Origin of the sequence: Croceicoccus sp. YJ47 (genome assembly GCF_016745095.1) — a bacterium.
Classification (GTDB): Bacteria; Pseudomonadota; Alphaproteobacteria; order Sphingomonadales; family Sphingomonadaceae; genus Croceicoccus.
Genome location: NZ_CP067087.1, coordinates 505,018 through 530,115 on the forward strand (window position 1 = coordinate 505,018; position 25,098 = coordinate 530,115).

Below are 25,098 nucleotides of genomic sequence, written 5' to 3' on the forward strand. Positions count from 1 at the left end.
TTAGATATTCAGCTCGGCGGGGCGGTTTTTCCGCAGATAGCTTGCCACCCACATGCGGGTCAGCGTGACGGCGGTGAAAACCGAAGTGACGATGCCGATGATCAACACGATGGCAAACCCGCGGATCGGCCCGGAGCCGAAGAGGAACAACAGCACGCCCGCGATGAAATTGGTGATGTTGGCGTCGAGAATGGCGCGCTGCGCCTCGCGATAGCCGACCTCGACCGCCTGCACCACGCGGCGGCCGCGGCGGCGTTCCTCGCGTATGCGTTCGTTGATGAGCACGTTGGCATCGACCGCCGTACCGATGGTCAGCACGAAGCCGGCAATCCCCGGCAGCGTCAGCGTGGAGCCGAGAATCGCCATGATACCGAGGATGATCAACACGTTGAGCACGATGGCAATGTCGGCGTAGATGCCGAACCGGCCATAGCTCACGAACATGAACGCCATGACCGCCGCGCCGCCGACGATCAGCGCGAGCAGACCCTTGCGGATCGAATCGGCGCCGAGATCCGGGCCGACGGTGCGCTCCTCCACGATCTGAAGATCGATCGGCAGCGCGCCGGAACGCAGCGAGATGGCGAGCGCATTGGCGCTGTCGACGGTGAAATTGCCGCTGATCTGCGCGGAGCCGCCGAGGATCGGTTCGTTGATATTGGGCGCCGACAAAACCTCGCCATCGAGGATGATGGCGAACGGCTTGTTGACGTTATCGGTGGTCAGCTGCGCGAACTTGCGCCCGCCTTCCTGGTTGAAGGTGATGTTGACGACGGGGGCGCCGTTCTGATCGTAGCCCTGCCGCGCGTCGGTCAGGTTGTCGCCCTGAATCCCGCCCAGCCGGCGTACCGCGATCGGGCCGGTCTGCTGGCCACCGGCTGCGAAATTCAGGATCTCGCTGCCCGGAGGCGCGATACCCTGCGCCAAATCGGCAGGCGCCGCGGAACCGTCGACGAGCTTGAACTCAAGCTTCGCCGTCTGTCCCAGGAGATCCTTCAATTGTTGCGGATCGTCGAGGCCGGGGACCTGCACCACGATGCGGGCATCGCCCTGCCGGATGATGGTCGGCTCGCGCGTGCCCAGCTCGTCGATGCGGCGGCGCACGACATCGGTGGCGGTATCCATCGCCAGCTCGACACCCTGTTCCAGCCCCGCCTCGGTCGGGACGACGATGAAGCGCGTGCCGTCGACCACGTTGATGGTCCAGTCGCGCTGTCCGGTAAGCCCTGCGCCATCGGTCAGCGGCAGCAGTGCCTCGCGCGCGGCGTCGACCTGATCGGCGTCCTGCACCATGAAGGACAGGCGCCCGTTGCTGCGGGAAATATCGCCGATCTCGACCTCGTCATCGGCCTCGCGTAGGACGCGGCGCACGTCCTCTTCCATCGATTCGAGCCGAAGCCCGCGCACCTGCCCCGTATCCGCCTCGAGCAGGATGTGGCTGCCGCCTGCGAGATCGAGGCCGAGATTGACCTCCGGATCGGGCAGCGCATCGGGCCAGGTCCCGCCCGCGATGGAAACGAGCGACGGCAGGGCGAAAAACACCCCGATCACGGTAATCGCGGAGAGCCAGATGACTTTCCAGCGCGGGAAATCGAGCATCGGCGGTCTCAGTCGTTGGCGGGCTTGACGCCGCCCTTGGGCATCACGTCGCCGATGGTCTGGCGCACGGCCTGAACCCGGACGTTGGGAGCGATCTCGATCTCGACGAAATCATCGTCCAGCTTCGTGATCTTGCCGACGAGCCCGCCTGCGGTCACGACGCGGTCGTTGCGCTGCAATCCGGCGATCTTGGCCTGATGCGCCTTCTGCCGCTTGATCTGCGGGCGGAAGACGAGGAACCAGAAAATGAGGCCCATCGCGGCCAGCAGGATGAGGTTCATGAAGGCGGGCGGTCCGGCGGCGGCGGGCGCCGCGGCGAGGATGAGCAGGGAACTGTTCACGGTTTACCGGCTTCTTTCGATCAGAAATGAAAATGGTTCGGGGCGCCATCACGGCACCGCCGGGGTCCAGGGCGCGGCGATTAGCAGCATTGCACAGGCGTGGCAATGCGCGCCCCGCCCGGTGCCGTCGCCCGGTGGACGGTGAGCCATATCGCATATTCTCTCCCGCAAGCCTTGCCAAGCGATCCGCGCCCCGCTATTGGCGCCGTTCCGGTCGGGACGTAGCGCAGCCTGGTAGCGCATCACACTGGGGGTGTGGGGGTCGGAGGTTCGAATCCTCTCGTCCCGACCAAATTTTCCTTTATTCATCATCGTCTGAGTGCCCCGCCCGCCGCGTATATGCGCATGGTAAGCGGGCCCGCGCCCCGCGATGGAAACCGAATCGCGCCTGATGCGCTTTCCCTTCGAACGAAGGGGAGACGACGATGGCCGCACGCGCCTATTGGAAGGGTCAGATCCGGCTCGCGCTGGTATCGATCCCGGTGGAAATCTACACCGCCGTCAAATCGGGCTCGAAGATCAGCTTTCGCCAGATCCACGAACCGAGCGGCAAGCCGATCAATTACGAGAAAATCGTGCAGGGCATCGGCCCCATCGACCGCGACGACATCATTCGCGGCTACGAAATCTCCAAGGACAATTACGTGCTCCTCGACGACGAGGAGATCGAGGCGGCGAAGGTCGAAAGCCGCAAGACGCTGGAACTCGTACAGTTTGTCGACGCGCATGACATCGACGCGCTCTATTACGAGAAACCCTATTTCGTGGTGCCGGCGGACGATCTCGCGATGGATGCGTATGTCGTGCTGCGCGACGCGCTGCGACAGACGAAGAAGGTCGCGCTGGGACAGATTTCGGTGCGTGGCAAGGAATTGCTCGTCGCGCTCAAACCCTGCGGCAAGGGGATATTGCTCGAAACGATGCGCTATGCCGACGAGGTCCGCAAGGGTCAGGCCTTTTTCGGCGAAATCGGCGAGGACAAGCCCGAGGACGAATTGCTCGAACTCGCCACGACACTGATCGAGAAGAAAAGCGCGCCGTTCGATCCGTCGGAATTCCACGACCGCTACGCCGACGCGCTCGAACGGCTGATCGAGAAGAAGGCGAAGGACAAGGGCGGCAAGATTCTCGAGGATGTCGAGGAGCCGGAAAGCGGCAAGGGCGGCAATGTCATCGACCTCATGGCCGCGTTGAAGAAATCGGTGGGGGACGATGACACCAAATCGCCTTCGAAGAAGCCATCGCGCAAGAAGAGCGCCTGAACGGCGGGACGACCATGGAACTCAACCCATCGATCGCGCTCCAATGGCTTGACTGGCAATTGATGCTGCGGCTGGGCGTCGCGGCGGTGCTCGGCCTCGTTCTGGGGCTGGATCGCGAATTGCGGGGGCATGCGGCGGGAATGCGCACGCATGGGCTGATCTGCTTTACCTCCGCGGCGGCGACCGTTTCGATCATTGCCCTTTATCTGCAACTCGGTCCGGAACGAATGGACCCCCTTCGCCTGTTCGAGGCGGCGGGTTCGTTCATCGGTATCGTCGGTGCCGGGTTGATCGTATTTTCGCGTGGGCAATTGCACAATATCACCACCGCCGCCAATCTCTGGCTTGCCGCGATTGTCGGGGTGGCTTGCGGGGCGGCGCAATGGCCGCTCGTGCTGGTCGCGACGATCATTTCGATGGTGATGCTGAGCCTCCTTCGCATTCTTGAACGGCACATGGGTCCCGATCGACGCTTGTCACAGGACGACGGCACCGCGCCGCGCGACCGCCGATGACGAAACGCCCCGACCCCCTCGCCGCTTATAATGCAAAGCGCGATTTCAGCAGGACCAGCGAACCGGCCGGCGATCCGGGTGCGCCGGGCGGCAATCGCTTCATCGTTCAGAAACACGATGCGACCCGCCTGCACTGGGATCTGCGGCTGGAAAGCGATGGCGTACTGAAAAGCTGGGCGGTGACCAAGGGTCCCTCGCCCGACCCCGACATAAAGCGGCTGGCGGTCCGGACCGAGGATCACCCACTCTCCTATGCCGCGTTCGAGGGCACCATTCCGGACGACGAATATGGCGGCGGCACGGTCATGATCTGGGACCGCGGCACATGGGCACCTGTCGAGGGGAAAAGCGCGGACGACCTTGCCGACGGGCACCTGCATTTCATCCTGTCGGGTGAGCGGATGAAGGGTGAATGGCTGCTTGTCCGCATGAAGCCGCGCAAGGGCGAACGCCGCGAAAACTGGCTGCTGCGCAAGACGAGGATGCATGAGAGCGCGAGAGCAGGCTGTGATCCGCTGTCGAGCGCGTTGCCTCACCAGCGTGTCGACCGGGCGTTCCAGGTCATGGCGGAGCCGCCATGCGAAATCTGGTGCCGAAAAGAAATCCGGTGGCGGTGATGAAAAGAAGGGCGGCCAGAAACGCACCCGAACGCGGCGCAATCCCGATGCGAAACCGCCCGCCTTTGCCAAGCCGCAGCTTGCCACGCTGGTCGACGCGGTTCCCGCCGGCAATGGCTGGATGCACGAGATCAAGTTCGACGGCTATCGCGCCATCGTCGCGGCGGCGGGTGACGCGGTGACGATCTATACGCGCAGCGGAAAGGACTGGACCGACAAATTCGCGCCGCTTGCCGCGCATATTGCGGCGCTCGACCTTCCTCCATCGCTGCTCGACGGGGAAATCGTGGCCTATGGCAAGGATGGCAATCCCGATTTTTCGGCGCTGCAATCCGTGCTGAAACGCGGGGCCGGGGCGCAGGGGGATGGCGATGCGCTCTCGTTCCACGCCTTCGATCTTATCGCGAGTGGCGGCGAGGATCTGACTGCGCTCCCGAATATCGAGCGCAAGGAGCGGCTGGAGGCGCTTCTGCGCCATGCCCCGCCGCCGGTGCACGTTGCCGATCATGTCATCGACGCGGGCGAGCAGCTTTATCGGACCATGTGCGATGCCGGGCAGGAAGGCATCATCTCGAAACGGATCGATGCGAAATATCGCTCGCCATCACGAAGCCGCTGGGTCAGGATGACGCGCAGCAGTTCGTCATCATCAGCGTTCGAAGGCGAGGACGCGACGCGTTCGCCGCTTGCTACGCTGCCGATGCCTTTCAAGCGCGCAGAACGAAGGCGGCGAATTGGCCGATGTGCAAGGTGCAAAGGTGTGGCACAGCACAAACGGCCGACGGCCGATACGCTGGACGATCTTTCGGCTGACCGACGGAATGGATAGCGGATCGGATCGCGCGCAAGACCGCGCCGCTCGCTCGAGGGTGGCGAAAAACCGCCGACGCCCGACGCGGCAGCGCAGTGCGAGCGACGCTTGAAACTCGTCGCCAGTCGCCATCTGCCCCGCCATCATGGATGACCACGCGGCGCACTTTGCAGCAGCTCGCAGCTTCCCTTCTGCCCTTCGCACACGACAAGGACGCCGGTGAGGTGAGTGCCCTGGAAGGCTGCGGCAGCGCCGGGCGCGCTGCGCCGACTTTCGGGGTCAGATTTTCCGCACCACATCGCGTCGTCGCTTTTTCCGATGGACACGAAGACAGAGAAGCTTGGCGACTTGCCGATTATTATTATGCTGATTATCGCCATCCGCCGCGCTGCTGCCGGCGCACTAAGCCCTCCGTACGCTCCGGTCCAGCATGGGCAGGAAAGAAATCCGCCTTTTTCAAAACGACGGCAGGTGTGCGTTCAGGGCCGCGGCATGGGCCGTGCGCACGCCGCCATCGCCATCGCCGAAAAGGGCGACGGCCGGCTGGGATCTGCATCTGATGCGTGCGCTTCTGGCTCATCGTGCGATGTGAGGAAAGCGTGAGTCTACGCCTGGCCAGGAGCGCATTTCGAGGCACCCGACCGCATGATCTTCGACCTCGACCCCGATGAAGCCGTGGATTTTGCCGACGTAAAAAAAGCCGCGAGCGATATTCGCGACCGGCTGGCCGATATCGGCCTCGTCAGCTTCGCCATGCTTTCGGGCGGCAAGGGCGTGCATGTCGTCGTGCCGCTATCGCCTGCGCACGGCTGGGACGCGCACAAGGATTTCGCCCGCCGCTTTGCCGAGGCGCTGTCCATGGCCGAGCCCGATCGCTTCGTCGCGACGATGAGCAAGGCCAAGCGCAAGGGGCGCATTTTCATCGACTGGCTCCGCAATCAGCGCGGGGCGACGGCGGTGCTGCCCTATTCCGCGCGGGCGCGCAGCGCCGGGGCCGTCGCGGTGCCCATTAACTGGGACGCGTTGAACGATGCAAAGGATGCGCACCCGTTTTCGATCGATGACGCCGATCGGTTGTTGCGCCGGGCCGAAGACGACGCGTTGGCGGGATGGGGCTTTGCGGACCAGGAACTGCCCGACTTCTAAATAGTTAACCTATATGGTTTTATTTTCCTACACCAGCTAACCTGTGTAGCGATCCGGCGTCCATTGGCAAAGGAGCGCAGCCATGCCCATTCTCGAATCCCTCATCGGGCCCATCACCCGCATCATCGACAAGGTCATCCCCGACAAGGAAGCCCGCGATCGGGCCAAGCTGGAACTCCTCAGCCTCGAAGCGGATCACGAGCTCAAGCAGATCGAGGCGCGGCTTTCGGCGATCGTGACCGAGGCGCAATCGCCCGATCCATGGACCAGCCGGGCGCGACCCGGATTTCTCTATGTGATGTATCTCATCATCCTGTTCGCCATCCCAATGGGGGTGATCGGCGCCTTCAATCCCGCGACTGCGCATGCGATCGGCAAGGGCATGACAAGCTATCTCAACGCGCTTCCCGAACCGCTCTATGCGCTCTTCGGGACGGGCTATCTCGGCTATACCGCGGCGCGCCAGTGGGGCAAGGTGAAGGGCGTCGACTAAGCGCGAACAACCCCTCGGGGCGGTGCGGCCTACCGGCGCCGCCCCCTTGTCATTGCGATTTTCGGCGCGCATAGCGCCAGACTTTGACAGGCTGGATTTGCAGCGAGGGACTTTCATGGGCGAGAAAACCGCCGAAAATTCGGGCATGAACATCGACAGCGCGCTCGTGCGCGAACTGGCCGACATGCTCAACGATACCAATCTTACCGAAATCGAGGTCGAGGAAGGCAGCCGGAAAATCCGCGTTTCGCGCGCCGCGCCGGTTGGCGCCTACGCCATGGCCCCCGCGCCGTGCCGCGCCTGCTGTTGGCGCGCCAGCCAATAAACGCCGCTCCGGCGGAGCAGGCCGAGTTGCCCGGCGCGCCGGTCGACGCGGTCAAATCGCCGATGGTCGGCACGGCCTATCTCTCCGCAGAGCCGGGCGCCGCGCCGTTCATCGCGGTCGGCAGCAAGGTGAAGGCAGGCGAAACCCTGCTCATCGTCGAGGCGATGAAGGTGATGAACGCCATCCCCGCGCCCGCGCGCCGGCACGGTCAGCCAGATCCTCGTCGGCGATGCCGAGCCGGTCGAATTCGATCAACCGCTCGTCGTGGTCGATTGAGGCTTTCATGGCGATAACCCGGATACTCATCGCCAATCGCGGCGAAATCGCCCTGCGCGTGCATCGCGCGGCGCAGGAAATGGGCATTGAAACGGTTGCCGTGCATTCGACCGCGGATGCCGAAGCCATGCATGTCCGGCTGGCCGATCAGGCCGTGTGCATCGGCCCGCCGTCGGCGACGGACAGCTATCTCAACATGGCGGCGATCATTTCGGCGGAAGAAATTACCGGGGCGGACGCGATCCATCCCGGTTACGGCTTCCTGTCCGAAAACGCCAAATTTGCCGAAATCGTCGAGGCCCACGGCATCGCATGGATCGGGCCGAAGCCCGAGCATATCCGCACGATGGGCGACAAGGTCGAGGCCAAGCGCACGGCGGGCGCACTCGGCCTGCCGCTCGTCCCCGGCAGCGACGGCGCGGTGGAAACGGCGGAAGAGGCGCTGCAACTTGCCGAGGAGATCGGCTATCCGGTGTTGGTGAAGGCCGCATCGGGCGGCGGCGGGCGCGGCATGAAAGTCGTGCAGAACGCCGACGAGTTGCCCAGCCTGATGAGCCAGGCGAAGTCGGAGGCGAAATCCGCGTTCGGCGACTCCACCGTCTATATCGAGAAATATCTCGGCAATCCGCGCCATATCGAGTTTCAGGTGTTCGGCGATGGCAACGGCAATGCCATCCACCTCGGCGAACGCGACTGCTCGCTTCAGCGGCGGCATCAAAAAGTGCTCGAGGAAGCGCCGTCCCCCGTGATCAGCGACGCCGATCGCGATCGCATGGGCCGGACATGCGCCGATGCGATGGCCGAAATGGGCTATCGCGGTGCGGGGACGATCGAATTCCTGTGGGAAAACGGCGAGTTCTACTTCATCGAGATGAACACCCGGCTGCAGGTCGAACATCCGGTGACCGAGGCCATCACCGGTCTCGACCTCGTGCGCGAACAGATCCGCATCGCGGCGGGCGAACCGCTCTCCGTGACGCAGGACGAAGTGCGCTTTACCGGGCATGCGATCGAATGCCGCATCAATGCCGAGGATCCGCGCAGCTTCGCCCCCTCGCCCGGACAGGTGACGAGCTATCACGCCGCGGGCGGGATGCACGTGCGCGTCGATAGCGGGCTTTACGCCGGCTATCGCATTCCGCCGTTCTACGATCTGATGATTGCGAAGCTGATCGTGTATGGGCGCACGCGCGAAGGGTGCATCATGCGCCTGAAGCGCGCGCTGGGCGAAATGGTGATCGAGGGCGTGAAGACGACGATCCCGCTTCACGAAACGCTGATCCGGCAGGACGATTTCCAGACCGGCGACTACACCATCAAATGGCTGGAAGAATGGATGGAGCAGCGCGAGGAATAGGCGCCGCCCCGCATCGGCCCGGGCGTCCTATTCCAGCGGGACGCCCGGCTTTACCTTCGACGAACGGATGACGAGCGACGTCTTCACGCTGCCGACGTTGGGCGTGGGCGTGAGCTTGCTCGTCAAAAATTCCTGAAAGCTTTGCAGATCGCGGCTGACGATCTTCACGATGAAGTCGATCTCACCGTTGAGCATGTGGCATTCGCGCACTTCGGGCAGTTCGGCCATCTGATCCTCGAACGCGCGGAGCGATTCCTCCGCCTGGCTCTTGAGGCTGACCATCGCGAAAACGGTGATGGTAAAGCCGAGCGCGGCTGGGTCGAGATCGGCGTGATAGCCGCGAATGGCGCCCCGTTCCTCGAGCGCGCGAACCCGGCGCAAGCAGGGCGGCGCGGTCAGGCCGACGCGCTGCGCCAGTTCGACGTTGGTTATGCGCCCTTCTTCCTGCAACTCGGCAAGCAGGCGACGGTCGATTTCATCATGAATCATGTGGCGGACAAACCTCTTCGATGGCCCATGGCGTGTTGCGTTTCGCCATATTGGAATGATTCGCCCATGGCGGGCAATAAGCGAGCGGCCGAACCGCCATATGCCGTAATAAACGGATTGCTACGCAAAATTGTTTCCCATTGCAACGCGGGCGAACGCGATTTGCCGCAATGATCCGCGACCTGTCGCAATTTATCGCGCCCGCTGGCGGATCGCGCCGTATCGTGTCGCGCGGCAGGCCCGGGCCAAAGCAGCTTGCCAAACCGGCGGGCGAGCGTTACCCGCTCTGCCCCAACGGGCCTGTAGCTCAGCGGTTAGAGCTGGCCGCTCATAACGGCTAGGTCGCGGGTTCGAATCCTGCCGGGCCCACCAATTTTCCCGTGCCGGCGGAGGCCCCGCTCTGCACACGGTCAAAGAAATCGCTTGCCGCCTGCCCGCGCGCTCTTTTAAGGCGATCCCGGTTCGGGGAGTAGCGCAGCCCGGTAGCGCGCCTGCTTTGGGAGCAGGATGTCGCAGGTTCGAATCCTGTCTCCCCGACCAATTTCATTTTTCTTTCTTGTGCGATGTTCCGATGCTCGATCGCGCGTGGGGCGCGGGCTCGAAAGCGTTGATCGACCTCGGTCGCCACAGGACTTGCGGCTCCGTCACGGGCGTAGCGGAGCATGCCGCGGTCGTTTTCAGGCAGTAGGGGCAGGATGCGGACCTCGATCCGGCGTGCTCGTCGATCCCTGCCTTCGCGTGCCATTGCGGATGCGGCGCATTCGCCTTTGCCTGCTCGATGCCGAAGCTGTCGTGTGGATTGATCGCGAGAGGCAGAGATCGCGTCGACCCACGAATCAATATGCGCCCGACCGCGCCCCGCAGATCGCTAACCCTGGCAGATTTGGGAACAAGCGACGCGGTGTATGCCGCTATCTGAGCGGGAGAAACAGCTCTGCAATCGCCTCTGTTTCGGGCACGTCGGGAAAGAACGCGATGCGCTCGCAGTAAAGCGGGAAGTCTCGCGCCTCCTCACCACTTTGCGGAAGCCAGTCGCGGTAGAGATAGAGAGCCGCGGATTCCAGATCGTCAGTATGCCCCACGATCCGCAAGACGGCACAGCGTCCTCCCGGTATGATCCCGGACACCACGCCGTGCTCGCCCGCGTCGAAAACCTGCTCCGTCGCTGCGCACAGATCCATTCGATAATCGCGGGGATCGGTATGGCCGGGATCGGAGTGGAAGATGTTGAAGGTCCTGCTCCTCCGCGGGGGAAGTCCGTTTGCCTTTCGCCAGTCGATGAACCGCCGAATGGTCGCGCCAATTTCGTTCGGTGGTCCGCGGTGCTCCATGATCGCCACCGGAACGGCGTCAGCCTCCCGTATCGTGACGTCGCTTGCATCGAAGGACCGTTGCATGATTTTTCTCCTCGCGTTGGTGAGAGGCCCGAGGGCGGCAAGCCACGGCTCCCAGTCGGGTGCTTTCCGGAACGATGACGGCGACTGTCCGAAGCGCTGCCGAAAGGCGCGGGCAAAGGCATCGGGAGCGTCGTAACCGGCATCCATCGCGATCCGGGTAACGCTGTGATCGTGACGATAGGCCAGCCGGAACGACGCACGCTTCATCCGCCCGAGCTGCACGTAGCGATGCACGGACAGCCCAAAAGTCGCGGAAAATTGCCGGTGGAAATGAAACTTGGAAAAGGCCGCGACGGCACTGATCGTGTCGAGATTCAGCGGATCGACGAGATGCCGATCGATATGATCGAGCGCCCGTTTCATCCGGTCATGGTAATGTTGAAGTGCTGTCGTCACTGTCCGCTCCATCGTGGCGACACCATCCTGGCGCAGGTTCGGGCATATTGCCCGACCGATCTTGCGGTTCGGCGCGATCGCGTTCGAAACGGGATGCCCGCCAAGGCTTGGCGGGAGGCTGTTGCTACGACGGCCGTGGACGGAACGGCAGCCTGTCGTCCTCTGCTTCGACCTGCTCCCGATCCGCATCGCCCGCAACGGAGGCGCAGGGGGCAAGTGTGTTGCAGAAATCGAGTGTATCCCGATCATTCGCAGGCGATTGACCGATGTTCCCGTGGCTTGCAACTTCCCGCGCGGGGATCGTTGCTGGCCGGGCCCGCACGGACAATATGCCGGCGCTGACCTGCAAATCGTAATCTTCCGAAACCGTCAGCGTGCCGCGAAGGATGGCGTAATCCCGTGCCTCGCGCGCGGCCATCGGATCGGTCGCGAGCGCGCCGTTCCCGACAACAGATCACCATGGGCGAAGCCGATGACCATCACTTCGCCCGTTCGCTTGCCTGCGTGATCGGGTATCCATCAAGGCGCGCCGCGCATTCAGAAGCTGCGGCCAAGGCTCGCGGTGAGGCGGACGCCGCCCGCATCGCGCAGCGTGTCCCTGGCATAGGCGACCTCCGCCACGCCGTTCAGCGATCCGGGCAGGACCGCGCGAACGCCGGTGCCAATGGACCATGCATCGCCGCGACCCCGTTCCAGCGCGGTGGGCCGTTTGAGCCGCCCATGCCCGTATGCCGCCAGGAGATAGGGCGAAACGGCGAAGGACCGCTCTTGTAAAACCGTGCGCGCCAGTTCGCCGAAATGCCCGCGCCAAGGAGCCTCACAAACGTCCCTTGCGGAACGACCGCTTCACGCTCTTTGCGGGCAGCAAATCATCGGTCCGGGAGCGGCCTCGCTAACGCCGTCCCCCCATACACACCTTGGCGCTGCGTCCAGGCATCTCGGGCACCCGGCTGACGTCAGTAATTGCTCTCCACAAACCGAAGAATCGCCATGCAGACAAACCGCAAACCATAGCCGAAGATCGCCATCAATGGCGCAACCCAGAGTATTTGCGGATCAGCGTTCCATCCCAATGCTAATATCCAATCGAGTGCTGCCCAGAGCCAGAACAGCAGCAGGCCAGCCATAATCACGCCAGACAAAAAATTGGCTGCATTGCGCTGCTCCGAAACGATTCGTTTTATGCTCATGCAAAATTCCTGAAGGTCACGACAGGAAGCCCGGAGCCGCAGACCATCATCGGCCCGATGCGACGCATACGACCTTTGATCGACAATGGCTGCCGCCGTTTGCGAGTTGCGCTTCGCCCAGCGCGTGCGAAATTTCGGCCAGAGCGGCACGGCCATCGCCCGTTTCAAATGGCGTGGGGTCGGCGGTATCGTGTCGGGAAACCTGCGATTCCGCCCGAACCCGCCATAACCCCACGGCCATGACGCGCCGCACATGCGCCGATGGTCCGGTCGCTACGGCGTCGCGGCGGCCACCTCCTCGCCATCGCCGAGGATGACGCCGACGCGCTGATGCAGGCCGACCGGGTCTATGTCCAAAATCCGCGTGGCGCCGTCGGTTGCCGCGCCGCCGGCCTGCTCGATCAGGAAGCTCATCGGGTTCGCCTCATAAAGCAGGCGCAGCTTCGCCTTGCCGTCCCGCCGGTGATCGCCGGGGTAGAGGAACACGCCGCCACGCTTCAGAATACGGTGCACGTCCGCCACCATCGAGGCGGTCCAGCGCATGTTGTAATCCTTGCCGAGCGGCCCTTCGGTGCCGAGAATACGCTCTTCGACAAAGCGGGCGATGGCGGGCGACCATTGCCGCCGCCGCGCCATGTTGATCGCGAATTCGGGCGTGCCGTCGGGTATCGTGATCGGCCCGTCGGTCATCCGCCACGACCCGATCTCGCTGTCGAGCGTGAATTCATACACGCCCGTCCCCACGCTCAGCACCATGAGCGTCTGCGGCCCGTAGATCGCGTAGCCAGAGGCCACCTGGCACCGGCCGGGTTGGAGGAAATCGGCCTCGCGCACGTCGCGGCCCGCGCTGTCCTCCGGCGCGCGCAGGATCGAGAAGATCGTGCCCACCGAAAGATCGACATCGACATTGCTCGATCCGTCGATCGGATCGAACAGCAACAGATATTCGCCCTTGGGATAACGGTTCGGGATGGGGTGGATCGCCTCCATCTCCTCCGACGCCATGCCCGCGAGATGCCCGCCCCATTCGTTCGCGTCGAGCAGCAGGTCGTTGGCGATCACGTCCAGCTTCTTCTGCACCTCGCCCTGCACGTTCTCGGACTGAAGACTGCCGAGCACGTCGCCGAGCGCGCCTTTGGAAATGGCGTGATTGATCACCTTGCAGGCCCGCGCGATCGTCTCGATCAGCAGGCGCAGTTCCGCCGGACAGGTCGAGTCGGGTCGGCGTTGCTGATCGATGAGGAACCGGCTCAACGTGGGGCGCCCGGTCATGCGGGGCGTTGCGGTGTCGTCCCGGGTCATCGTGTCCGTCGTCGTCATGTCGTTCATTCTCCTGCGCTTTCAGGCAGCCAGCACGGCGGCAATTTCGGCGGCGGCCTCCTGCCCATGGGCGAGCGCGGCGGCCTCCTCGATCATCGCGGGCGTCGGCGTGTGCCCGGTATAGAGCACGAATTGCCGGACCGCCTGAAGCACGATGACACTGGCCCCGGTTAGCACGCGTTTGCCCTGCGCGCGCGACATTTTGACGAAGGGCGTCTCGACCGGCTGCGCCACGACGTCGAACGCGACATCCGCCGCCTCGACATGCACCGGCGGAAAGGCCAGCGCGTCCGCATCAGCACCCTCCATGCCGAGCGGTGTCACGTTGATCAGCATGGCCGCGCCCGGTTCGCCCAGATCGGCACGCCAGCCATAGCCGTATTTTTCGGCCAGTGCCGGCCCCGTATCGCGGTTCCGCGCCACGATGGTGCCCGTGCCAAAGCCGAGATCGCGCAACGCAGCCGTCACCGCCTTGGCCATGCCGCCGCTGCCGCGCACGACGAAGGGGGTCGTGGGCGCGATTCCCGCCGCCGCGACAAGATCGCGCACCGCCACGAAATCGGTGTTGTGGCCGGTGAGCACGCCATCGTCATTGACGATGGTATTCACGCTGTCGATCGCGCGCGCCGACGGTTCCACCCTGTCGATCAGCGCGATGACATCCTCCTTGAACGGCATAGAGATCGCGCAGCCGCGAATGCCCAGCCCCCGAATGCCCGCGACCGCCGCGGCAAGGTCGGTGGTCCCGAACGATTTGTAGATATAATCGAGACCCAGCAATTCGTAGAGCCGGTTGTGGAAGATCGTGCCCGAACGCCCCGGCCGCCCCGACAGCGACATGCAGAGCCGGGTTGCGGGACCGAGTGGTGGTTTCGTGTTCATGCAGGGGCTCCTGTTCCGGGGGCCGGCTTGTGCCCGCCGAGGCGACGGTGGACCCGCGCGCGATGAGCTGTCCGCGCAGCACGACCCGGCGCGCGGCGGCATCCGGATTGTCGATCCGGTCGAGCAGCATCGTCATGGCCGTGGCACCGATATCCTCCACCGGCTGTTCTATCACGGTCAGCCCTTGCCCCACGAATTCCATCCAGTCATTATTGTCGAACCCGGCAAGCGCGATATCGCCCGGCACGTCGATGTGCAGCGCGCGCAACGCACGCAGCACACCGAGCAGCATCACCCCGTTGCTCGCCACGATCGCATCGGGACGTTCGGCCGTGCAAAGCAGATCGCGCAACATCTGCGCGCCCTCCGTCTCGCCATGGGGGATAAGGTGGCTCGTCGCGTCGAGTGCGTGCCGGGCCGATGCCTCCTCGAACCCTTCGCGCCGTTCGCGCCCGGTCCCGCTGTCGGCGCCGAACAGGCCGACGATCCGCCTGTGCCCCGCCTGTGCGAGATGGTCGACCAGCTCACCGGCCATCGCCGCATTTTCGAGGATCACGCAATCGAACGTCGCGCCCGGCATCGTCCGGTCGATGAGCACGACGGGAAAATCCGGCCTGGGCGGAGGCCGGCGCCCGCCATCCTTCCTCCGCGCGGGGGCCAGGATCACCCCGCTCACCCGCTCCTGCGCCATGAGATCGAGATAGGCGGCCTCCTTCGCGGCGTCCTCGTCCGTGTTGCACAGGATGACGCGCATCCCGCGCTGCGCCGCGATGTCCTCGATCGTGCGGGATACGGCGGTGAAGAACGGGTTGCGGATGTCGGCGACGATCAGCCCGATGGTGTTGGACCGCTGCGAGCGCAGCCGCCGGGCGGCGAGATTGGGGCGGTAGCCTGTGCGTTCGACGGCCTGCAACACCCGTTCGCGCATGGCCGGATTGACCGGCTTTCCGCCGAGCACGCGGGAAACGGTGGCGGGGGAGACATTGGCTTCCCGTGCCACATCGCGGATGCCGACTGCCATGAAAACGTTCTCTTTCTTTGCGCGTATCGCGTGGTCCGAACGGTGCGACGATGGCGAATATCACGGTGCAGAGCAAGCCACCCCTTGACAAAGACGTCGAGAAAACGTTTTCTCGCACGCATAAGAAACGTACCCAGCGGGAGAATCACCATGCCGGCAGGCCCCACGCCGACGCACGCGCGCAAATCGCACATCCGTATCGCCGCCACCGCCGCGTCGAAGGACGATGCGATCCGCCAGGCAGGCCAGCTTCTCGTGGCGGGCGGCGCGGTCGATCCCGGCTATGTCGAATCGATGCTCTCGCGCGAGGCGGTGGCGAACACGTTCCTGGGTTCGGGCGTCGCGATTCCGCATGGGCTGAAGGAAGATCGCGGGCTCGTGCATCACGGCGGCATCGCGGTGCTCCAACTGCGCGACGGGGTGGAATGGAACCCCGGACAGGTTGCGCATCTGGTCGTCGGCATCGCCGCCAATTCCGACAATCACATCGTCATCCTGCGCCGGTTGACCCGGCTTATTCAGGATGAGGACCGGCTTCGCGCGCTGATCGAGGCGGACGATCCGGACATGATCGCCCGCGCGCTCGAAACCGACGAGGCACCCGACCGCGAAACCGCCCACGCCACCGATTTCGGGCAGAGCGAGACATGGGTCGTCGACTACCCCTCCGGCCTGCACGCCCGTCCCGCCGCCGCCTGGGTCGACAGCGCCAAGTCCGGCAAGGCCCGGCTCCGCGTGCGCCACAAGAACGAAAGCGCCGACCCGCGCAGCCTGATCTCCCTGCTGCAACTCGGGCTCCGTGCCGGCGATGAAATCGTGTTCTCGGCCGAGGGGACGGCGCGCGCGACGCACTCGACGCGCTCGTGCGCACGGCGCGCAGCCTCTCCGCCCGTGAAAAGCGCGATGCCGAACGCGCCGAGGAAAAGGCCGCCGCGCCGATCCACGGCTGGAAACCGGAACACGAGGCCGAAATGGTGACCGGCGTCGCGGCGAGCCCCGGCCTTGCCATTGGCACCGTCCACGTGCTGGCCGCGGCCGAACTCGACGTGCCCGACACGCCGGTCGATCTCGTCACGGGCGGTGCCGAGCTCGATGCCGCGCTGGGCACGACGCGCGCGCATATGAAGGCGTTGATCGATGACACGACCCGGCGGCTGGGCGCAGGCGATGCGGCGATCTTCACGGCGCAGGCCGAATTGCTCGACGATACCGACCTCATCACCCTCGCGTGTCAGATGATGGTGGAAGGGCACGGGGTCGCCTGGTCATGGCACAATGCGGTGGAACGGATCGCCGGGCGTTTCGCGGCGCTTGGCAATCCGGTGCTGGCGGCGCGGGCCGCGGATCTGCGCGATGTGGGCCGCCGCGTCCTGGCACAGCTCGATCCGTCGTTGTCGAACGGGTCGCTGGCCGATCTTCCCGATACGCCGGTGATCCTCGTCGCGTCCGACCTTTCCCCGTCGGACACCGCCACGCTCGACACCGAACGGGTGGCGGGCATCGCCACCGCACTGGGCGGGCCAACGTCGCATAGCGCGATCCTTGCCCGGACGCTCGGCCTGCCGTCGGTCGTGGCGGGCGGCGCGAAACTGCTCGCGACGCGGCCCGGCACCACCGCCATCGTCGACGGCGACAGCGGGCGCATCTGGATCGATCCGGCGGCGCAGGATCTGCAATCCGCGCGCGACTGGATCGCGAAACTGGACCGGCAACGCGCGGCGCAGGAAGCCGAGCGTGGCAAGCCCGCGATCACCAGCGATGGCGTGCGTATCGAGGTTTCCGCCAATGTGAACCGCCCCGATCAGGTCTCCTTCGCAATGACGCAGGGCGGCGAAGGGGTCGGGCTGATGCGGACCGAATTCCTGTTCCTCGAGGCGGGCGAAACCCCGGACGAGGACGCGCAATATGGCATCTATCGCGCGATGATCGATGCGCTCGATGGCCGCCCGCTCATCGTGCGCGCGCTCGACATCGGCGGTGACAAGCAGGTCCCGCATCTGGCCCTGCCGCAGGAGGAGAACCCGTTTCTCGGCGTGCGGGGCGCGCGGTTGCTGCTGCGCCGGCCGGACCTGCTCGACCCGCAATTGCGCGCGCTTTACCGTGCGGCAAAGGGCGGCGGACCGCTCTCCATCATGTTCCCGATGATCACCTCGGCATGGGAACTGATCAGGCTGCGCGCCCGGTGCGAGGAAATCCGGGCCGAGCTGAACGCCCCCGCGGTGCCCATCGGCATCATGATCGAGGTGCCCGCCGCCGCGGTGCAGGCCCGCGTGCTTGCCGAACATGCCGATTTCTTTTCGGTGGGGACCAACGATCTCACGCAATATGCGCTCGCCATCGACCGGCAGAACCCCGAACTGGCGAGCGAGGCGGACAGCCTTCACCCCGCCGTGCTCAACCTCATCGCCACCTGTGTCGAGGGGGCGCGGGCGCATGGCCGGTGGGTCGGCGTGTGCGGCGGGCTTGCCGGCGATCCTTTCGGAGCGGCGATCCTGGCGGGGCTCGGCGTGACGGAACTGTCCATGACTCCGCGCGATATTCCCGCGGTGAAGGCACGGCTGCGCACCTCCAGCCTCGCCGATCTGGAGACGCTCGCCGGCCACGCGCTGCACGCCGCGAGCGCCGACGATGTTCGCGCGCTCGACCGTAAAGGCTCGCCCACCGAACCGCATGGTGCCGCGAACGAAGCGCAGGACGCCACGGCATGAGCACGCTGACCGTCACGCTCAACCCCGCCATCGATCAGACGGTCACGCTGGACCGGCTCACCCCCGGCGCCGTGCACCGCGCCCGCGACGCCCGCGCCCATGCGGGCGGCAAGGGGATCAATGTCGCAAGCTGCCTTGCCGATTGGCGGGCGGCACATCCGGTCGGCGACATCGCGGCCTACGGGTTCCTGGGCTCAGACAATGCGGCGCCGTTCGATACGCTTTTCGGCGCGAAATCCATTGCGGACCGGATGACGCACGTCGGCGGCGCGACCCGCACCAATCTCAAGCTGGTGGACGAGGCCGGCACCACCGACATCAACCTCCGCGGCATCGCGGTCACACCCGACATGACGGGCACGCTTTGCGACGGTCTGGCGCAGGCAGTGCGCGGGGACGATCTCATCGTGCTCGCCGGGAGCGTCCCGCCGGGATGTCCGCCCGATATTTACGCTTCCCTGACGGCGCGGCTGCGCGAACGGGGCGGCACCGTCCTTCTGGACACCAGCGGGGCGCCGCTTCGGCTGGCGCTGGATGCCGATAGCTTGCCCCATGTGGTGAAGCCCAATCGCGACGAACTCGCCGAATGGATCGGGCGGCCGGTCGAAACAACGGATGAATTGCTCGATGCCGCGCGCAGGCTCCACCGGCGCGGGGTCGCGCTGGTGGTGGTGTCGGCGGGTGAGGACGGGGCGCTGTTCGTTTCGCGCGAAGGGGCGCTGACCGCCCGCCTTTCCGTGGACACCATCGCCAGCACGGTCGGCGCGGGCGATGCGATGGTGGCCGGTATCGCCGCCGCGCTGATCGAGGAGGCGCCGCTCGAAAGGATCGCCCGCCTCGCCACGGCCTTCGCGGTGGGCAAGCTGGGCCGGGAGGGACCGAACCTCCCCCCCGCGGACCAGATCGCGACATTGGCGGCAAAAGTCGAAATCCTCTGGCTGGACAAGCCTGAGACACACGGGCGCCGTGACAATGCGGCAAGGCTGGAACGCACGAACGGGCTGGGAGAGGCCGAATGACCAAATTCCATGTAATCGTCGCCGACGAAGCGGCAGGCGTGCGCGCCTTCCTCGCCGCCGAAGCCTTGCGCAAGGCCGCGCGTGCCAAGGGGCATTCGGCGGATATCGAGGTGCGCACGCCAAACGGCGCGGTCGATCCGCTGCCCGACGGGGCGCCGGGCGCGGATGGCACGTTGCTGCTGATCGGCCCGCAGGACGCCATGGCGCCCGATCTCGTCGAACGCGCGGATCGGTGCATGACGCTGGACGCCGTGCTGGCCGACCCGGATGCGGTATTTGGCGAGAACGGAACCGGGCCTGCCGACACCGCCCCTGTGGCCGCGAACCGTCGCATCGTCGCGGTCACGTCCTGCCCCACCGGCATCGCCCATACCTTCATGGCGGCGGAGGGGTTGCAGGAAGGCGCCAAACGGCTCGGCCATGCGATCCGCGTCGAAACGCAAGGCTCGGTCGGTGCGGGAGAGCCGCTCTCCGATGCGGAAATCGCGGCGGCGGATGTCGTCATCATCGCCGCCGACCGGGAGGTGGACCGGTCCCGATTCGCCTGCAAGCGTGTATTTTCGTCCAGCACGAAGCCCGCCATCTCCGGCGGCGCCGCTCTCATCGAACGCGCCCTCGCCGAAGCATCGGTGCAAGGCGACACCGCCGCCGCGCAGGACACCGCCCAACCCGCGGCGAAGGAGCGGACCGGCCCTTACAAGCATTTGATGACCGGCGTGTCCTTCATGCTGCCCTTCGTGGTGGCGGGCGGGCTGCTCATCGCCATGGCGTTCGCGCTGGGCGGGATCGACGCCAATGCCGAGGCAGCCGAGGGCACGCTGGCCCATGCGCTGTTCCGGATCGGGGCGGAGGGCGGCTTTGCGCTGATCGTGCCGGCGCTGGCGGGCTATATCGCGTTTTCCATCGCGGACAGGCCGGGTATCGCGCCCGGCATGATCGGCGGCATGCTCGCCAATTCGCTGGGCGCCGGGTTCCTGGGCGGAATCGTGGCCGGTTTCGTCGCGGGCTACGGCGTGTACTGGCTCAACCGCGTGATCGTGTTGCCCAAGAACCTGCGCGGGTTGATGCCGGTGCTGGTGCTGCCGGTGCTGGGCACGCTGATCACCGGATTGTTGATGATCTACGCCATCGGTGCGCCGGTTGCGCTCGCGCTGTCGGCGATGACCGAATGGCTCCGCGCGATGCAGGGGTCGAGCGCGATCGTGCTCGGCCTCATCCTCGGCGCGATGATGGCCTTCGACATGGGCGGCCCGGTGAACAAGGCGGCCTACGCCTTCGGCATCGGCGCCCTTGCCAGCAATATTTACGCCCCGATGGCCGCGGTGATGGCCGCCGGCATGACCCCGCCGCTCGCCGCCGCACTGGCAACCCGGCTCTTCGCCGCCCGCTTTTCCGCAGAGGAGCGCGAGGCCGGCGGCGCGGCGGCGGTGCTGGGCCTCGCCTTCGTGACCGAAGGGGCCATTCCGTTTGCCGCGCGCGACCCGCTTCGCATGATCCCGGCCTTCATCGCCGGGTCGTCGACCGCCGGGGCCATTTCCATGGTGGCGGGCGTTCAGCTGCGCGTGCCCCACGGCGGGATCTTCGTGCTGCCGATACCCGGCGCGGTGACGCATGTGGCGCTCTACGCGCTGGCGATCGTCGCAGGGACGGCGGTGAGCGCGGCGCTGATCGGCCTTCTCAAACGCGCGGCGCCGCCCGCCGCCACCGGCACGTCGCCCGCGTAACGCATCCCTCCCCAAGGAGTATCTTTCCATGTCCGGAACCTCTGTCCGGGCGGGCGCTGCCCTGCCCGCCACGCCTGCGCCTTTCGCGCGCCACGCGGTGACCGCCGCTCTCGCTCTCGTGCCCGCCCTTATCGTCGCATCGCCTGCGGCGGCGCAGGTGGCGCGCGACGCGGGCAGCGCCGTGGCGGACCCCGCCGACCTGCCGCCGCCCTCGCTTCCCGAACCGGCCACGGGCCCGCGCGCCGCGTACCAGCCTTTCGCCGATGAGGGCATCACCCTCGCGATCAGCTATACCGGCGAGGGCGCCACCAATCTCACCGGCGGGATCCGCAGGGACGCGGCCTATACCGGGCAGATCTATGTCGGAGCCGATCTCGACATGGAGCGTATCGCCGGCCTTTCGGGCGGCACGGTGCACGCCGCGGTCACCAACCGCCATGGCAAGAGCCTGACCGACGTGGCGATCGGCAACAACACCTCGGTTCAGGAGGTTTTCGGCACGCAGAACACGCATCTCGCCATCCTCACCTACGAACAGCGCTTGCTTGACGACCGGCTCATGATCGAGGCGGGCAAGAGCGTCGCCAATATCCATTTCCTCAATTCGCCGCTCTACTGCCATTTTCAGAGCAATGCGATCTGCGGCAATCCCACCTTCGTCTTCAAGAACAGCAATTTCACCTATTTCCCGGCGTCGAGCTGGATGGCGCATGCCCGCGCCGCCTTCACCGACGACATCGCGCTCCATGTTGGCGTCTACGAGGTCAATCCCGAGCGTAAGCGCGCCGACGACAACGGTTTTGTCTTCGACTTTTCGGGCGCGACCGGCGTCGTCGTGCCGTGGGAGGTCGAATATACGCCGGATGCGGGATTGGTGTCCGGGCTGCCCGGCCGCTATATCCTCGGCGGGTGGATCGACCGGGGCAAATATGCCGATCCCCTTCGCGACGAGGCGGGCGGCATCGCGATCCTGAGCGGGCGCGATCCGCTGGAGCGTCGGGGCCGGTCGGGCCTCTACCTCCGCGCCGAACAGAAAGTCACCGGCGCCGGAAACGGCGATCCGCGCGGCCTGTCGCTGTTCGGCGTGGTCATGACCAATCTTTCGGGCGAGGTGGAGCTGTCGGATTTCCGGGCGGCGGGCGCCGTGCAGACCGGCACGTTCGCGGGCCGCGACACCGATACGTTCGGCATCATGATCACGGATCAGCGTTTTTCCGACCTCGCCATCGCGCGCATGGGCGCCGCGCGCGCGTCGGCGGGCGGAACCACGGATATTGCACGGCACCAATACATGGCGGAATTGCATTACGGCATGCAGCTCACGCCCGCGATCCGCATATCGCCGAACGTGCAATATATCATCGACCCGGATCAGACCGGCGCCCCGTTCCGCACCACGGATATTCCCGATGCGCTGGTGCTCGGCCTGAAATTCACGATCGACGGGCCGACCCTTCTGGGCGCCGCGCGCTGATCCTCGCCGGCGGGCTTCCGCTTGCCCCCCGGCCCCTGTAACGACGGGGAAACGGGAGGGCAAAATCGATGAGCGACACAGCCGATAGTGCAGGGCGGCATACCGCGACCGGGCCGGACGCGGGGAGGCTCCCCCGCCGCGTGGGCGGATGTGGCGCCATCTTGGCCCCGGCATCGTCGTCGCGGCGACGGGCGTCGGGGCCGGCGATCTCGTCGCCACGCTCATCGCGGGTTCGCGATTTGGCTATGCGCTTTTATGGGCGGCGGTGGCCGGATGCATCGTGAAGATCGCGCTTTCCGAAGGGTCGGCGCGCTACCACCTCGCCACCGGCTCGACCATCCTTGCCGGCTGGCGCTCGCTCGGGCGGTGGACGGGGTGGTATTTCGGGATCTACGTCGTCATCTGGGGCTTCATCTACGGCGCCACGGCGATGAGCGCGACCGCGCTCCCGCTCACCGCGCTGTTTCCGGCGCTCTCGCTGCGCAGCTGGGCGATGATCGCGGGGGTGTTCGGCTTCGTGTTCGTGTGGTTCAACCGGTACGACACCTTCGAAACGGTGATGAAGATCCTGGTCGGAACGATGTTCGTCATCATGGTCGGCCTTGCGATCCTGGTCGCGCCCGGCCTGCCGGACCTCGCGCGGGGGATGGCGTTTTCGCTGCCGGAGGGGTCGCTGTTCTACACGCTCGGCCTGATTGGCGGGGTCGGGGGCACGATTACGACCGCGGCCTATGGCTACTGGACCCAGGCGAAGGGGTGGCGCGGCACGCCATGGTTGCCGATGATGCGCGTGGACAATGCGGTCGCCTATGTCGTCACCGGCATTTTCGTCGTCGCCATGTTGATCGTGGGCGCCGAACTGCTCCATTCCGCCGGCATCGCGCTGGAGGATAGCGACCGCGGATTGCTCGGCCTGTCGGACGTGCTCGAAGCGCGGTTCGGCCGGCTCGTCGCCGCGCTGTTCCTCGTCGGTTTTGCCGCGACATCGGTGTCCTCGCTGCTCGGCGTGTGGCAGGGGATGAGCCTGTTCTTCTCCGACTGGTGGTATCAATTGCGCGGACGTGACGAGGCCGAAGGCGGGCGCGAGGGCAGCACGGCCTATCGCGTGTACCTCGGCTGGCTGACCTTTCCGCCGATGATCCTGCTCTTCGCGGATCGGCCCTTTTTGCTGGTGATCGTCTATGGTGCGTTCGGCGCGCTTTTCATGCCGTTCCTGGCGATCACGCTGCTGTTGCTCAACAATTCGGACCGGCTCCCTGCCGCCGCCCGCAATGGCGCGGTCGCGAATGTGACGCTCGCCGGGTCCGCCGTGCTGTTCGTCATCCTCGCGGTGCAGCAGGTGGTGCAGCTTGCAGGCTAAGCCGGCGGGCGCTAGCGAACGAGGCCGAGCGCCTCGCGGTCGACGACGGCGGCGGCATAGGCGGCCTTCGCCCCGGCATAGCGCAATTGCGTATCGACCAGCCGGACAGCGATATCCGCGACCAGTTCCTCGCGTTGGTTGACGACGAAGAAATCGGTCGCCCCCAGCTGAAAGCGGCGGCGTTCGGCAGCGGCGAGCTTCTGCGCGAGCGCGAGCTCCTCCTCGGTAATCTCGACGAGGCGGCGCGTCGTCTCAATCTCGATCGCGAGGTTCTCGATCTCGTTCACGATCTGGTCGCGCTGATATTGCTGCCGCCATTCGAGCGCGTCGAGCTCGCCCTGCGCCGTGCGGATACGCCCCCGCGCCGCCCGGTTTTCGAGCGGCATGGAAAAGCGGAACCCCACGATCAGCTCGAGCGGGGTCCGGCTCGGCCCGCCAAGCCCTTCGGGGCCGAAATCCTTGCCGACCTCGCCAAATGCGTCGAGCCGCGGCGACAGATCGTTTTCCGCCAGCGCCAGCCTCGCCAGCCCCTGATCCACGCGGGCAAGCAGGGTCCGGATCTCGGGCCGGTCGCGCAGGGCGAAGCTTTCGACGACCGCCCCCGGCCCCGCCAGTGCGGCACCGCTTGCCGGCAATTGCGCGGCGGTGGGGCGCACGGGCCGGCCGTCGGCATCGCGGTAGAACAGCGAAAGATCGTTGGCGGCGGACACGAATGTCTGCTCCGCATCGATGACGCGGGCACGGCGACGGACCAGATTCTGATCGTTCTCGGTCAGCAGGATCGAGGCACGCGCGCCCAGCTCGATCTGCCGGGAGATGCCGCCGCGCCGCTGCTCGGCCAGCGCGAGCAGATCGCGATACACGTTGAGCCGCAGGCCGGCGGCCAGCCATTGCTGATACGCCCGCATCGCGCGCACCTGCACGCCGATCGCGGTCGCCTGCGATTCGAAGCGGGCGATGTCGATATCCTGGCTCGCGATGCTGAGCTTGGCGCGGCGCTCGTCGATCAGCCGGTCACGCAGCAGCGAATACAGCCCGCCGACCTTCACCTCGCCCAGCTGGTTCGTGAAATACTGGTCCTCGTAAATCGGGAAATCGCCGCGCGCCACGCGATACTTGCCATAGAGATAGCCGCCATTGTCGCGCAGCGGCCGCTTCGCCTCTCCGGTGAGATAGGTCCCGTCGTAATAGCCGAGCGCCCGCCCGCGCCCCTCGGCATCGAACACGATGTCGAACGCACCCTGTGCGGACAGCGCGCGCCCTTCGGCCTGCCGGATGCCGGCGAGCGTTTCGATGATCTGCGGCGCGGTGCGGGCGGACGAGCGCAGCACATCGTCGAGCGTGAGGATACCCCTGCGCGCCTCTGCCGGACCGTC

General features: G+C 65.6%; 23 protein-coding genes, 3 tRNA genes and 2 pseudogenes. 18 read left to right on the forward strand and 10 right to left on the reverse strand.

What is annotated here, in order from left to right; translation table 11 throughout:
• Together secD and yajC are read right to left on the reverse strand one after the other, a co-directional pair.
• Complete coding sequence (gene secD / locus JD971_RS02385; RefSeq protein WP_202085688.1) at nucleotides 1-1,599, reverse strand: protein translocase subunit SecD; 1,599 nt, start codon at nucleotides 1,597-1,599, stop codon at nucleotides 1-3.
• Nucleotides 1,600-1,607: 8 nt separating this feature from the next.
• Nucleotides 1,608-1,940, reverse strand: a complete 333-nt coding sequence (gene yajC / locus JD971_RS02390) for a preprotein translocase subunit YajC (protein ID WP_236672228.1) — start codon at nucleotides 1,938-1,940, stop codon at nucleotides 1,608-1,610.
• Between the two features lie 215 nt (nucleotides 1,941-2,155).
• Between yajC and JD971_RS02395 the strand changes: the two genes are divergently transcribed.
• The 10 genes and pseudogenes from JD971_RS02395 to accC all read left to right on the forward strand — a co-directional run bounded on the left by JD971_RS02395 (nucleotide 2,156) and on the right by accC (nucleotide 8,742).
• Nucleotides 2,156-2,232, forward strand: a tRNA-Pro gene (locus tag JD971_RS02395).
• A gap of 133 nt (nucleotides 2,233-2,365) precedes the next feature.
• The gene (locus JD971_RS02400; RefSeq protein WP_202085689.1) at nucleotides 2,366-3,202 is read left to right on the forward strand and encodes a Ku protein; all 837 of its coding nucleotides are present in this window, start codon (nucleotides 2,366-2,368) and stop codon (nucleotides 3,200-3,202) included.
• Between the two features lie 14 nt (nucleotides 3,203-3,216).
• Entirely contained in the window at nucleotides 3,217-3,717 is a 501-nt protein-coding gene (locus tag JD971_RS02405; protein WP_202085690.1) for an MgtC/SapB family protein, read from the forward strand.
• Nucleotides 3,714-4,334: a DNA polymerase ligase N-terminal domain-containing protein gene (locus JD971_RS17025; protein ID WP_371809699.1), complete on the forward strand. Its 621-nt coding sequence runs from the start codon at nucleotides 3,714-3,716 to the stop codon at nucleotides 4,332-4,334. The genes JD971_RS02405 and JD971_RS17025 overlap by 4 nt, the downstream gene beginning before the upstream one ends.
• Nucleotides 4,258-5,163 carry a hypothetical protein gene (locus JD971_RS17030; RefSeq protein WP_371809700.1) on the forward strand — a complete coding sequence of 302 codons (906 nt, stop codon included), beginning with the start codon at nucleotides 4,258-4,260 and terminating at the stop codon, nucleotides 5,161-5,163. Before JD971_RS17025 ends, JD971_RS17030 begins: the two co-directional genes overlap by 77 nt.
• A 300-nt stretch (nucleotides 5,164-5,463) precedes the next feature.
• Complete coding sequence (locus JD971_RS02415) at nucleotides 5,464-5,748, forward strand: hypothetical protein (RefSeq protein ID WP_202085691.1); 285 nt, start codon at nucleotides 5,464-5,466, stop codon at nucleotides 5,746-5,748.
• Between the two features lie 42 nt (nucleotides 5,749-5,790).
• The gene (locus JD971_RS02420; protein ID WP_371809701.1) at nucleotides 5,791-6,291 is read left to right on the forward strand and encodes a DNA primase small subunit domain-containing protein; all 501 of its coding nucleotides are present in this window, start codon (nucleotides 5,791-5,793) and stop codon (nucleotides 6,289-6,291) included.
• Nucleotides 6,292-6,373: 82 nt separating this feature from the next.
• Nucleotides 6,374-6,784 carry a holin family protein gene (locus JD971_RS02425; RefSeq protein ID WP_202085692.1) on the forward strand — a complete coding sequence of 137 codons (411 nt, stop codon included), beginning with the start codon at nucleotides 6,374-6,376 and terminating at the stop codon, nucleotides 6,782-6,784.
• A gap of 115 nt (nucleotides 6,785-6,899) precedes the next feature.
• Nucleotides 6,900-7,385 (forward strand): annotated as a pseudogene (accB, locus tag JD971_RS02430) (acetyl-CoA carboxylase biotin carboxyl carrier protein).
• Between the two features lie 7 nt (nucleotides 7,386-7,392).
• On the forward strand, nucleotides 7,393-8,742 hold the full coding sequence (gene accC, locus JD971_RS02435) for an acetyl-CoA carboxylase biotin carboxylase subunit (RefSeq protein WP_202085693.1): 1,350 nt from the start codon (nucleotides 7,393-7,395) through the stop codon (nucleotides 8,740-8,742).
• Nucleotides 8,743-8,769: 27 nt separating this feature from the next.
• Here accC and JD971_RS02440 read toward each other — a convergent pair whose 3' ends face one another.
• Complete coding sequence (locus JD971_RS02440) at nucleotides 8,770-9,231, reverse strand: Lrp/AsnC family transcriptional regulator (RefSeq protein ID WP_202085694.1); 462 nt, start codon at nucleotides 9,229-9,231, stop codon at nucleotides 8,770-8,772.
• Nucleotides 9,232-9,527: 296 nt separating this feature from the next.
• On the opposite strand from JD971_RS02440, the gene JD971_RS02445 reads away from it, so the two are divergent.
• Nucleotides 9,528-9,603: transfer RNA gene (locus tag JD971_RS02445), tRNA-Ile, on the forward strand.
• 91 nt (nucleotides 9,604-9,694) lie between these two features.
• A tRNA-Pro gene (locus tag JD971_RS02450) sits at nucleotides 9,695-9,771 on the forward strand.
• Nucleotides 9,772-10,142: 371 nt separating this feature from the next.
• On the opposite strand, the gene JD971_RS02455 is transcribed toward JD971_RS02450, so the two are convergent.
• The 6 genes and pseudogenes from JD971_RS02455 to JD971_RS02480 form a co-directional block, all read right to left on the reverse strand.
• Nucleotides 10,143-11,024, reverse strand: coding sequence for a GyrI-like domain-containing protein (locus JD971_RS02455; RefSeq protein WP_236672229.1), 882 nt, complete (start codon nucleotides 11,022-11,024; stop codon nucleotides 10,143-10,145).
• Between the two features lie 124 nt (nucleotides 11,025-11,148).
• A complete protein-coding gene (locus JD971_RS02460; protein ID WP_202085698.1) occupies nucleotides 11,149-11,442 on the reverse strand; it encodes a hypothetical protein in 294 nt (97 codons plus the stop codon).
• A 538-nt stretch (nucleotides 11,443-11,980) separates the two neighbouring features.
• Nucleotides 11,981-12,370 carry a hypothetical protein gene (locus JD971_RS02465; RefSeq protein ID WP_202085700.1) on the reverse strand — a complete coding sequence of 130 codons (390 nt, stop codon included), beginning with the start codon at nucleotides 12,368-12,370 and terminating at the stop codon, nucleotides 11,981-11,983.
• Nucleotides 12,371-12,487: 117 nt separating this feature from the next.
• Nucleotides 12,488-13,486 (reverse strand): class 1 fructose-bisphosphatase, encoded by a 999-nt coding sequence (locus JD971_RS02470; protein WP_202087278.1) that lies wholly within the window; start codon nucleotides 13,484-13,486, stop codon nucleotides 12,488-12,490.
• 69 nt (nucleotides 13,487-13,555) lie between these two features.
• Nucleotides 13,556-14,416 carry a shikimate 5-dehydrogenase gene (locus tag JD971_RS02475; RefSeq protein WP_202085702.1) on the reverse strand — a complete coding sequence of 287 codons (861 nt, stop codon included), beginning with the start codon at nucleotides 14,414-14,416 and terminating at the stop codon, nucleotides 13,556-13,558.
• Nucleotides 14,417-14,459: 43 nt separating this feature from the next.
• Nucleotides 14,460-15,437 (reverse strand): annotated as a pseudogene (locus JD971_RS02480) (LacI family DNA-binding transcriptional regulator); the annotation flags it as partial.
• 150 nt (nucleotides 15,438-15,587) lie between these two features.
• Between JD971_RS02480 and JD971_RS16445 the strand changes: the two are divergent.
• The 6 genes from JD971_RS16445 to JD971_RS02505 all read left to right on the forward strand — a co-directional run bounded on the left by JD971_RS16445 (nucleotide 15,588) and on the right by JD971_RS02505 (nucleotide 23,722).
• A complete protein-coding gene (locus JD971_RS16445) occupies nucleotides 15,588-16,415 on the forward strand; it encodes a PTS sugar transporter subunit IIA (protein WP_236672230.1) in 828 nt (275 codons plus the stop codon).
• The gene (gene ptsP, locus JD971_RS02485; RefSeq protein ID WP_236672231.1) at nucleotides 16,301-18,145 is read left to right on the forward strand and encodes a phosphoenolpyruvate--protein phosphotransferase; all 1,845 of its coding nucleotides are present in this window, start codon (nucleotides 16,301-16,303) and stop codon (nucleotides 18,143-18,145) included. Before JD971_RS16445 ends, ptsP begins: the two co-directional genes overlap by 115 nt.
• The gene (pfkB, locus tag JD971_RS02490; RefSeq protein ID WP_202085704.1) at nucleotides 18,142-19,164 is read left to right on the forward strand and encodes a 1-phosphofructokinase; all 1,023 of its coding nucleotides are present in this window, start codon (nucleotides 18,142-18,144) and stop codon (nucleotides 19,162-19,164) included. Before ptsP ends, pfkB begins: the two co-directional genes overlap by 4 nt.
• On the forward strand, nucleotides 19,161-20,888 hold the full coding sequence (locus tag JD971_RS02495; protein WP_202085705.1) for a fructose-specific PTS transporter subunit EIIC: 1,728 nt from the start codon (nucleotides 19,161-19,163) through the stop codon (nucleotides 20,886-20,888). The genes pfkB and JD971_RS02495 overlap by 4 nt, the downstream gene beginning before the upstream one ends.
• A gap of 28 nt (nucleotides 20,889-20,916) precedes the next feature.
• Nucleotides 20,917-22,362 carry a carbohydrate porin gene (locus JD971_RS02500; RefSeq protein ID WP_202085706.1) on the forward strand — a complete coding sequence of 482 codons (1,446 nt, stop codon included), beginning with the start codon at nucleotides 20,917-20,919 and terminating at the stop codon, nucleotides 22,360-22,362.
• Between the two features lie 148 nt (nucleotides 22,363-22,510).
• Nucleotides 22,511-23,722, forward strand: a complete 1,212-nt coding sequence (locus JD971_RS02505; RefSeq protein ID WP_202085707.1) for an Nramp family divalent metal transporter — start codon at nucleotides 22,511-22,513, stop codon at nucleotides 23,720-23,722.
• Nucleotides 23,723-23,733: 11 nt separating this feature from the next.
• Here JD971_RS02505 and JD971_RS02510 read toward each other — a convergent pair whose 3' ends face one another.
• The gene (locus tag JD971_RS02510) at nucleotides 23,734-25,053 is read right to left on the reverse strand and encodes a TolC family protein (RefSeq protein WP_236672232.1); all 1,320 of its coding nucleotides are present in this window, start codon (nucleotides 25,051-25,053) and stop codon (nucleotides 23,734-23,736) included.
• Between the last annotated feature and the right edge of the window lie 45 nt (nucleotides 25,054-25,098).

What these genes read in the sequence shown, in the direction of transcription:
- secD (WP_202085688.1), bottom strand. Translation starts at nt 1,599, where the DNA reads ATGCTCGATTTCCCGCGCTGGAAAGTCATCTGGCTCTCCGCGATTACC.
- JD971_RS02400 (WP_202085689.1), top strand. Translation starts at nt 2,366, where the DNA reads ATGGCCGCACGCGCCTATTGGAAGGGTCAGATCCGGCTCGCGCTGGTA.
- JD971_RS02405 (WP_202085690.1), top strand. Translation starts at nt 3,217, where the DNA reads ATGGAACTCAACCCATCGATCGCGCTCCAATGGCTTGACTGGCAATTG.
- JD971_RS17025 (WP_371809699.1), top strand. Translation starts at nt 3,714, where the DNA reads ATGACGAAACGCCCCGACCCCCTCGCCGCTTATAATGCAAAGCGCGAT.
- JD971_RS02415 (WP_202085691.1), top strand. Translation starts at nt 5,464, where the DNA reads ATGGACACGAAGACAGAGAAGCTTGGCGACTTGCCGATTATTATTATG.
- JD971_RS02420 (WP_371809701.1), top strand. Translation starts at nt 5,791, where the DNA reads ATGATCTTCGACCTCGACCCCGATGAAGCCGTGGATTTTGCCGACGTA.
- JD971_RS02425 (WP_202085692.1), top strand. Translation starts at nt 6,374, where the DNA reads ATGCCCATTCTCGAATCCCTCATCGGGCCCATCACCCGCATCATCGAC.
- accC (WP_202085693.1), top strand. Translation starts at nt 7,393, where the DNA reads ATGGCGATAACCCGGATACTCATCGCCAATCGCGGCGAAATCGCCCTG.
- JD971_RS02440 (WP_202085694.1), bottom strand. Translation starts at nt 9,231, where the DNA reads ATGATTCATGATGAAATCGACCGTCGCCTGCTTGCCGAGTTGCAGGAA.
- JD971_RS02460 (WP_202085698.1), bottom strand. Translation starts at nt 11,442, where the DNA reads ATGGCCGCGCGCGAGGCACGGGATTACGCCATCCTTCGCGGCACGCTG.
- JD971_RS02465 (WP_202085700.1), bottom strand. Translation starts at nt 12,370, where the DNA reads ATGGCCGTGCCGCTCTGGCCGAAATTTCGCACGCGCTGGGCGAAGCGC.
- JD971_RS02470 (WP_202087278.1), bottom strand. Translation starts at nt 13,486, where the DNA reads ATGACCGGGCGCCCCACGTTGAGCCGGTTCCTCATCGATCAGCAACGC.
- JD971_RS02475 (WP_202085702.1), bottom strand. Translation starts at nt 14,416, where the DNA reads ATGAACACGAAACCACCACTCGGTCCCGCAACCCGGCTCTGCATGTCG.
- JD971_RS16445 (WP_236672230.1), top strand. Translation starts at nt 15,588, where the DNA reads ATGCCGGCAGGCCCCACGCCGACGCACGCGCGCAAATCGCACATCCGT.
- pfkB (WP_202085704.1), top strand. Translation starts at nt 18,142, where the DNA reads ATGAGCACGCTGACCGTCACGCTCAACCCCGCCATCGATCAGACGGTC.
- JD971_RS02495 (WP_202085705.1), top strand. Translation starts at nt 19,161, where the DNA reads ATGACCAAATTCCATGTAATCGTCGCCGACGAAGCGGCAGGCGTGCGC.
- JD971_RS02500 (WP_202085706.1), top strand. Translation starts at nt 20,917, where the DNA reads ATGTCCGGAACCTCTGTCCGGGCGGGCGCTGCCCTGCCCGCCACGCCT.
- JD971_RS02505 (WP_202085707.1), top strand. Translation starts at nt 22,511, where the DNA reads ATGTGGCGCCATCTTGGCCCCGGCATCGTCGTCGCGGCGACGGGCGTC.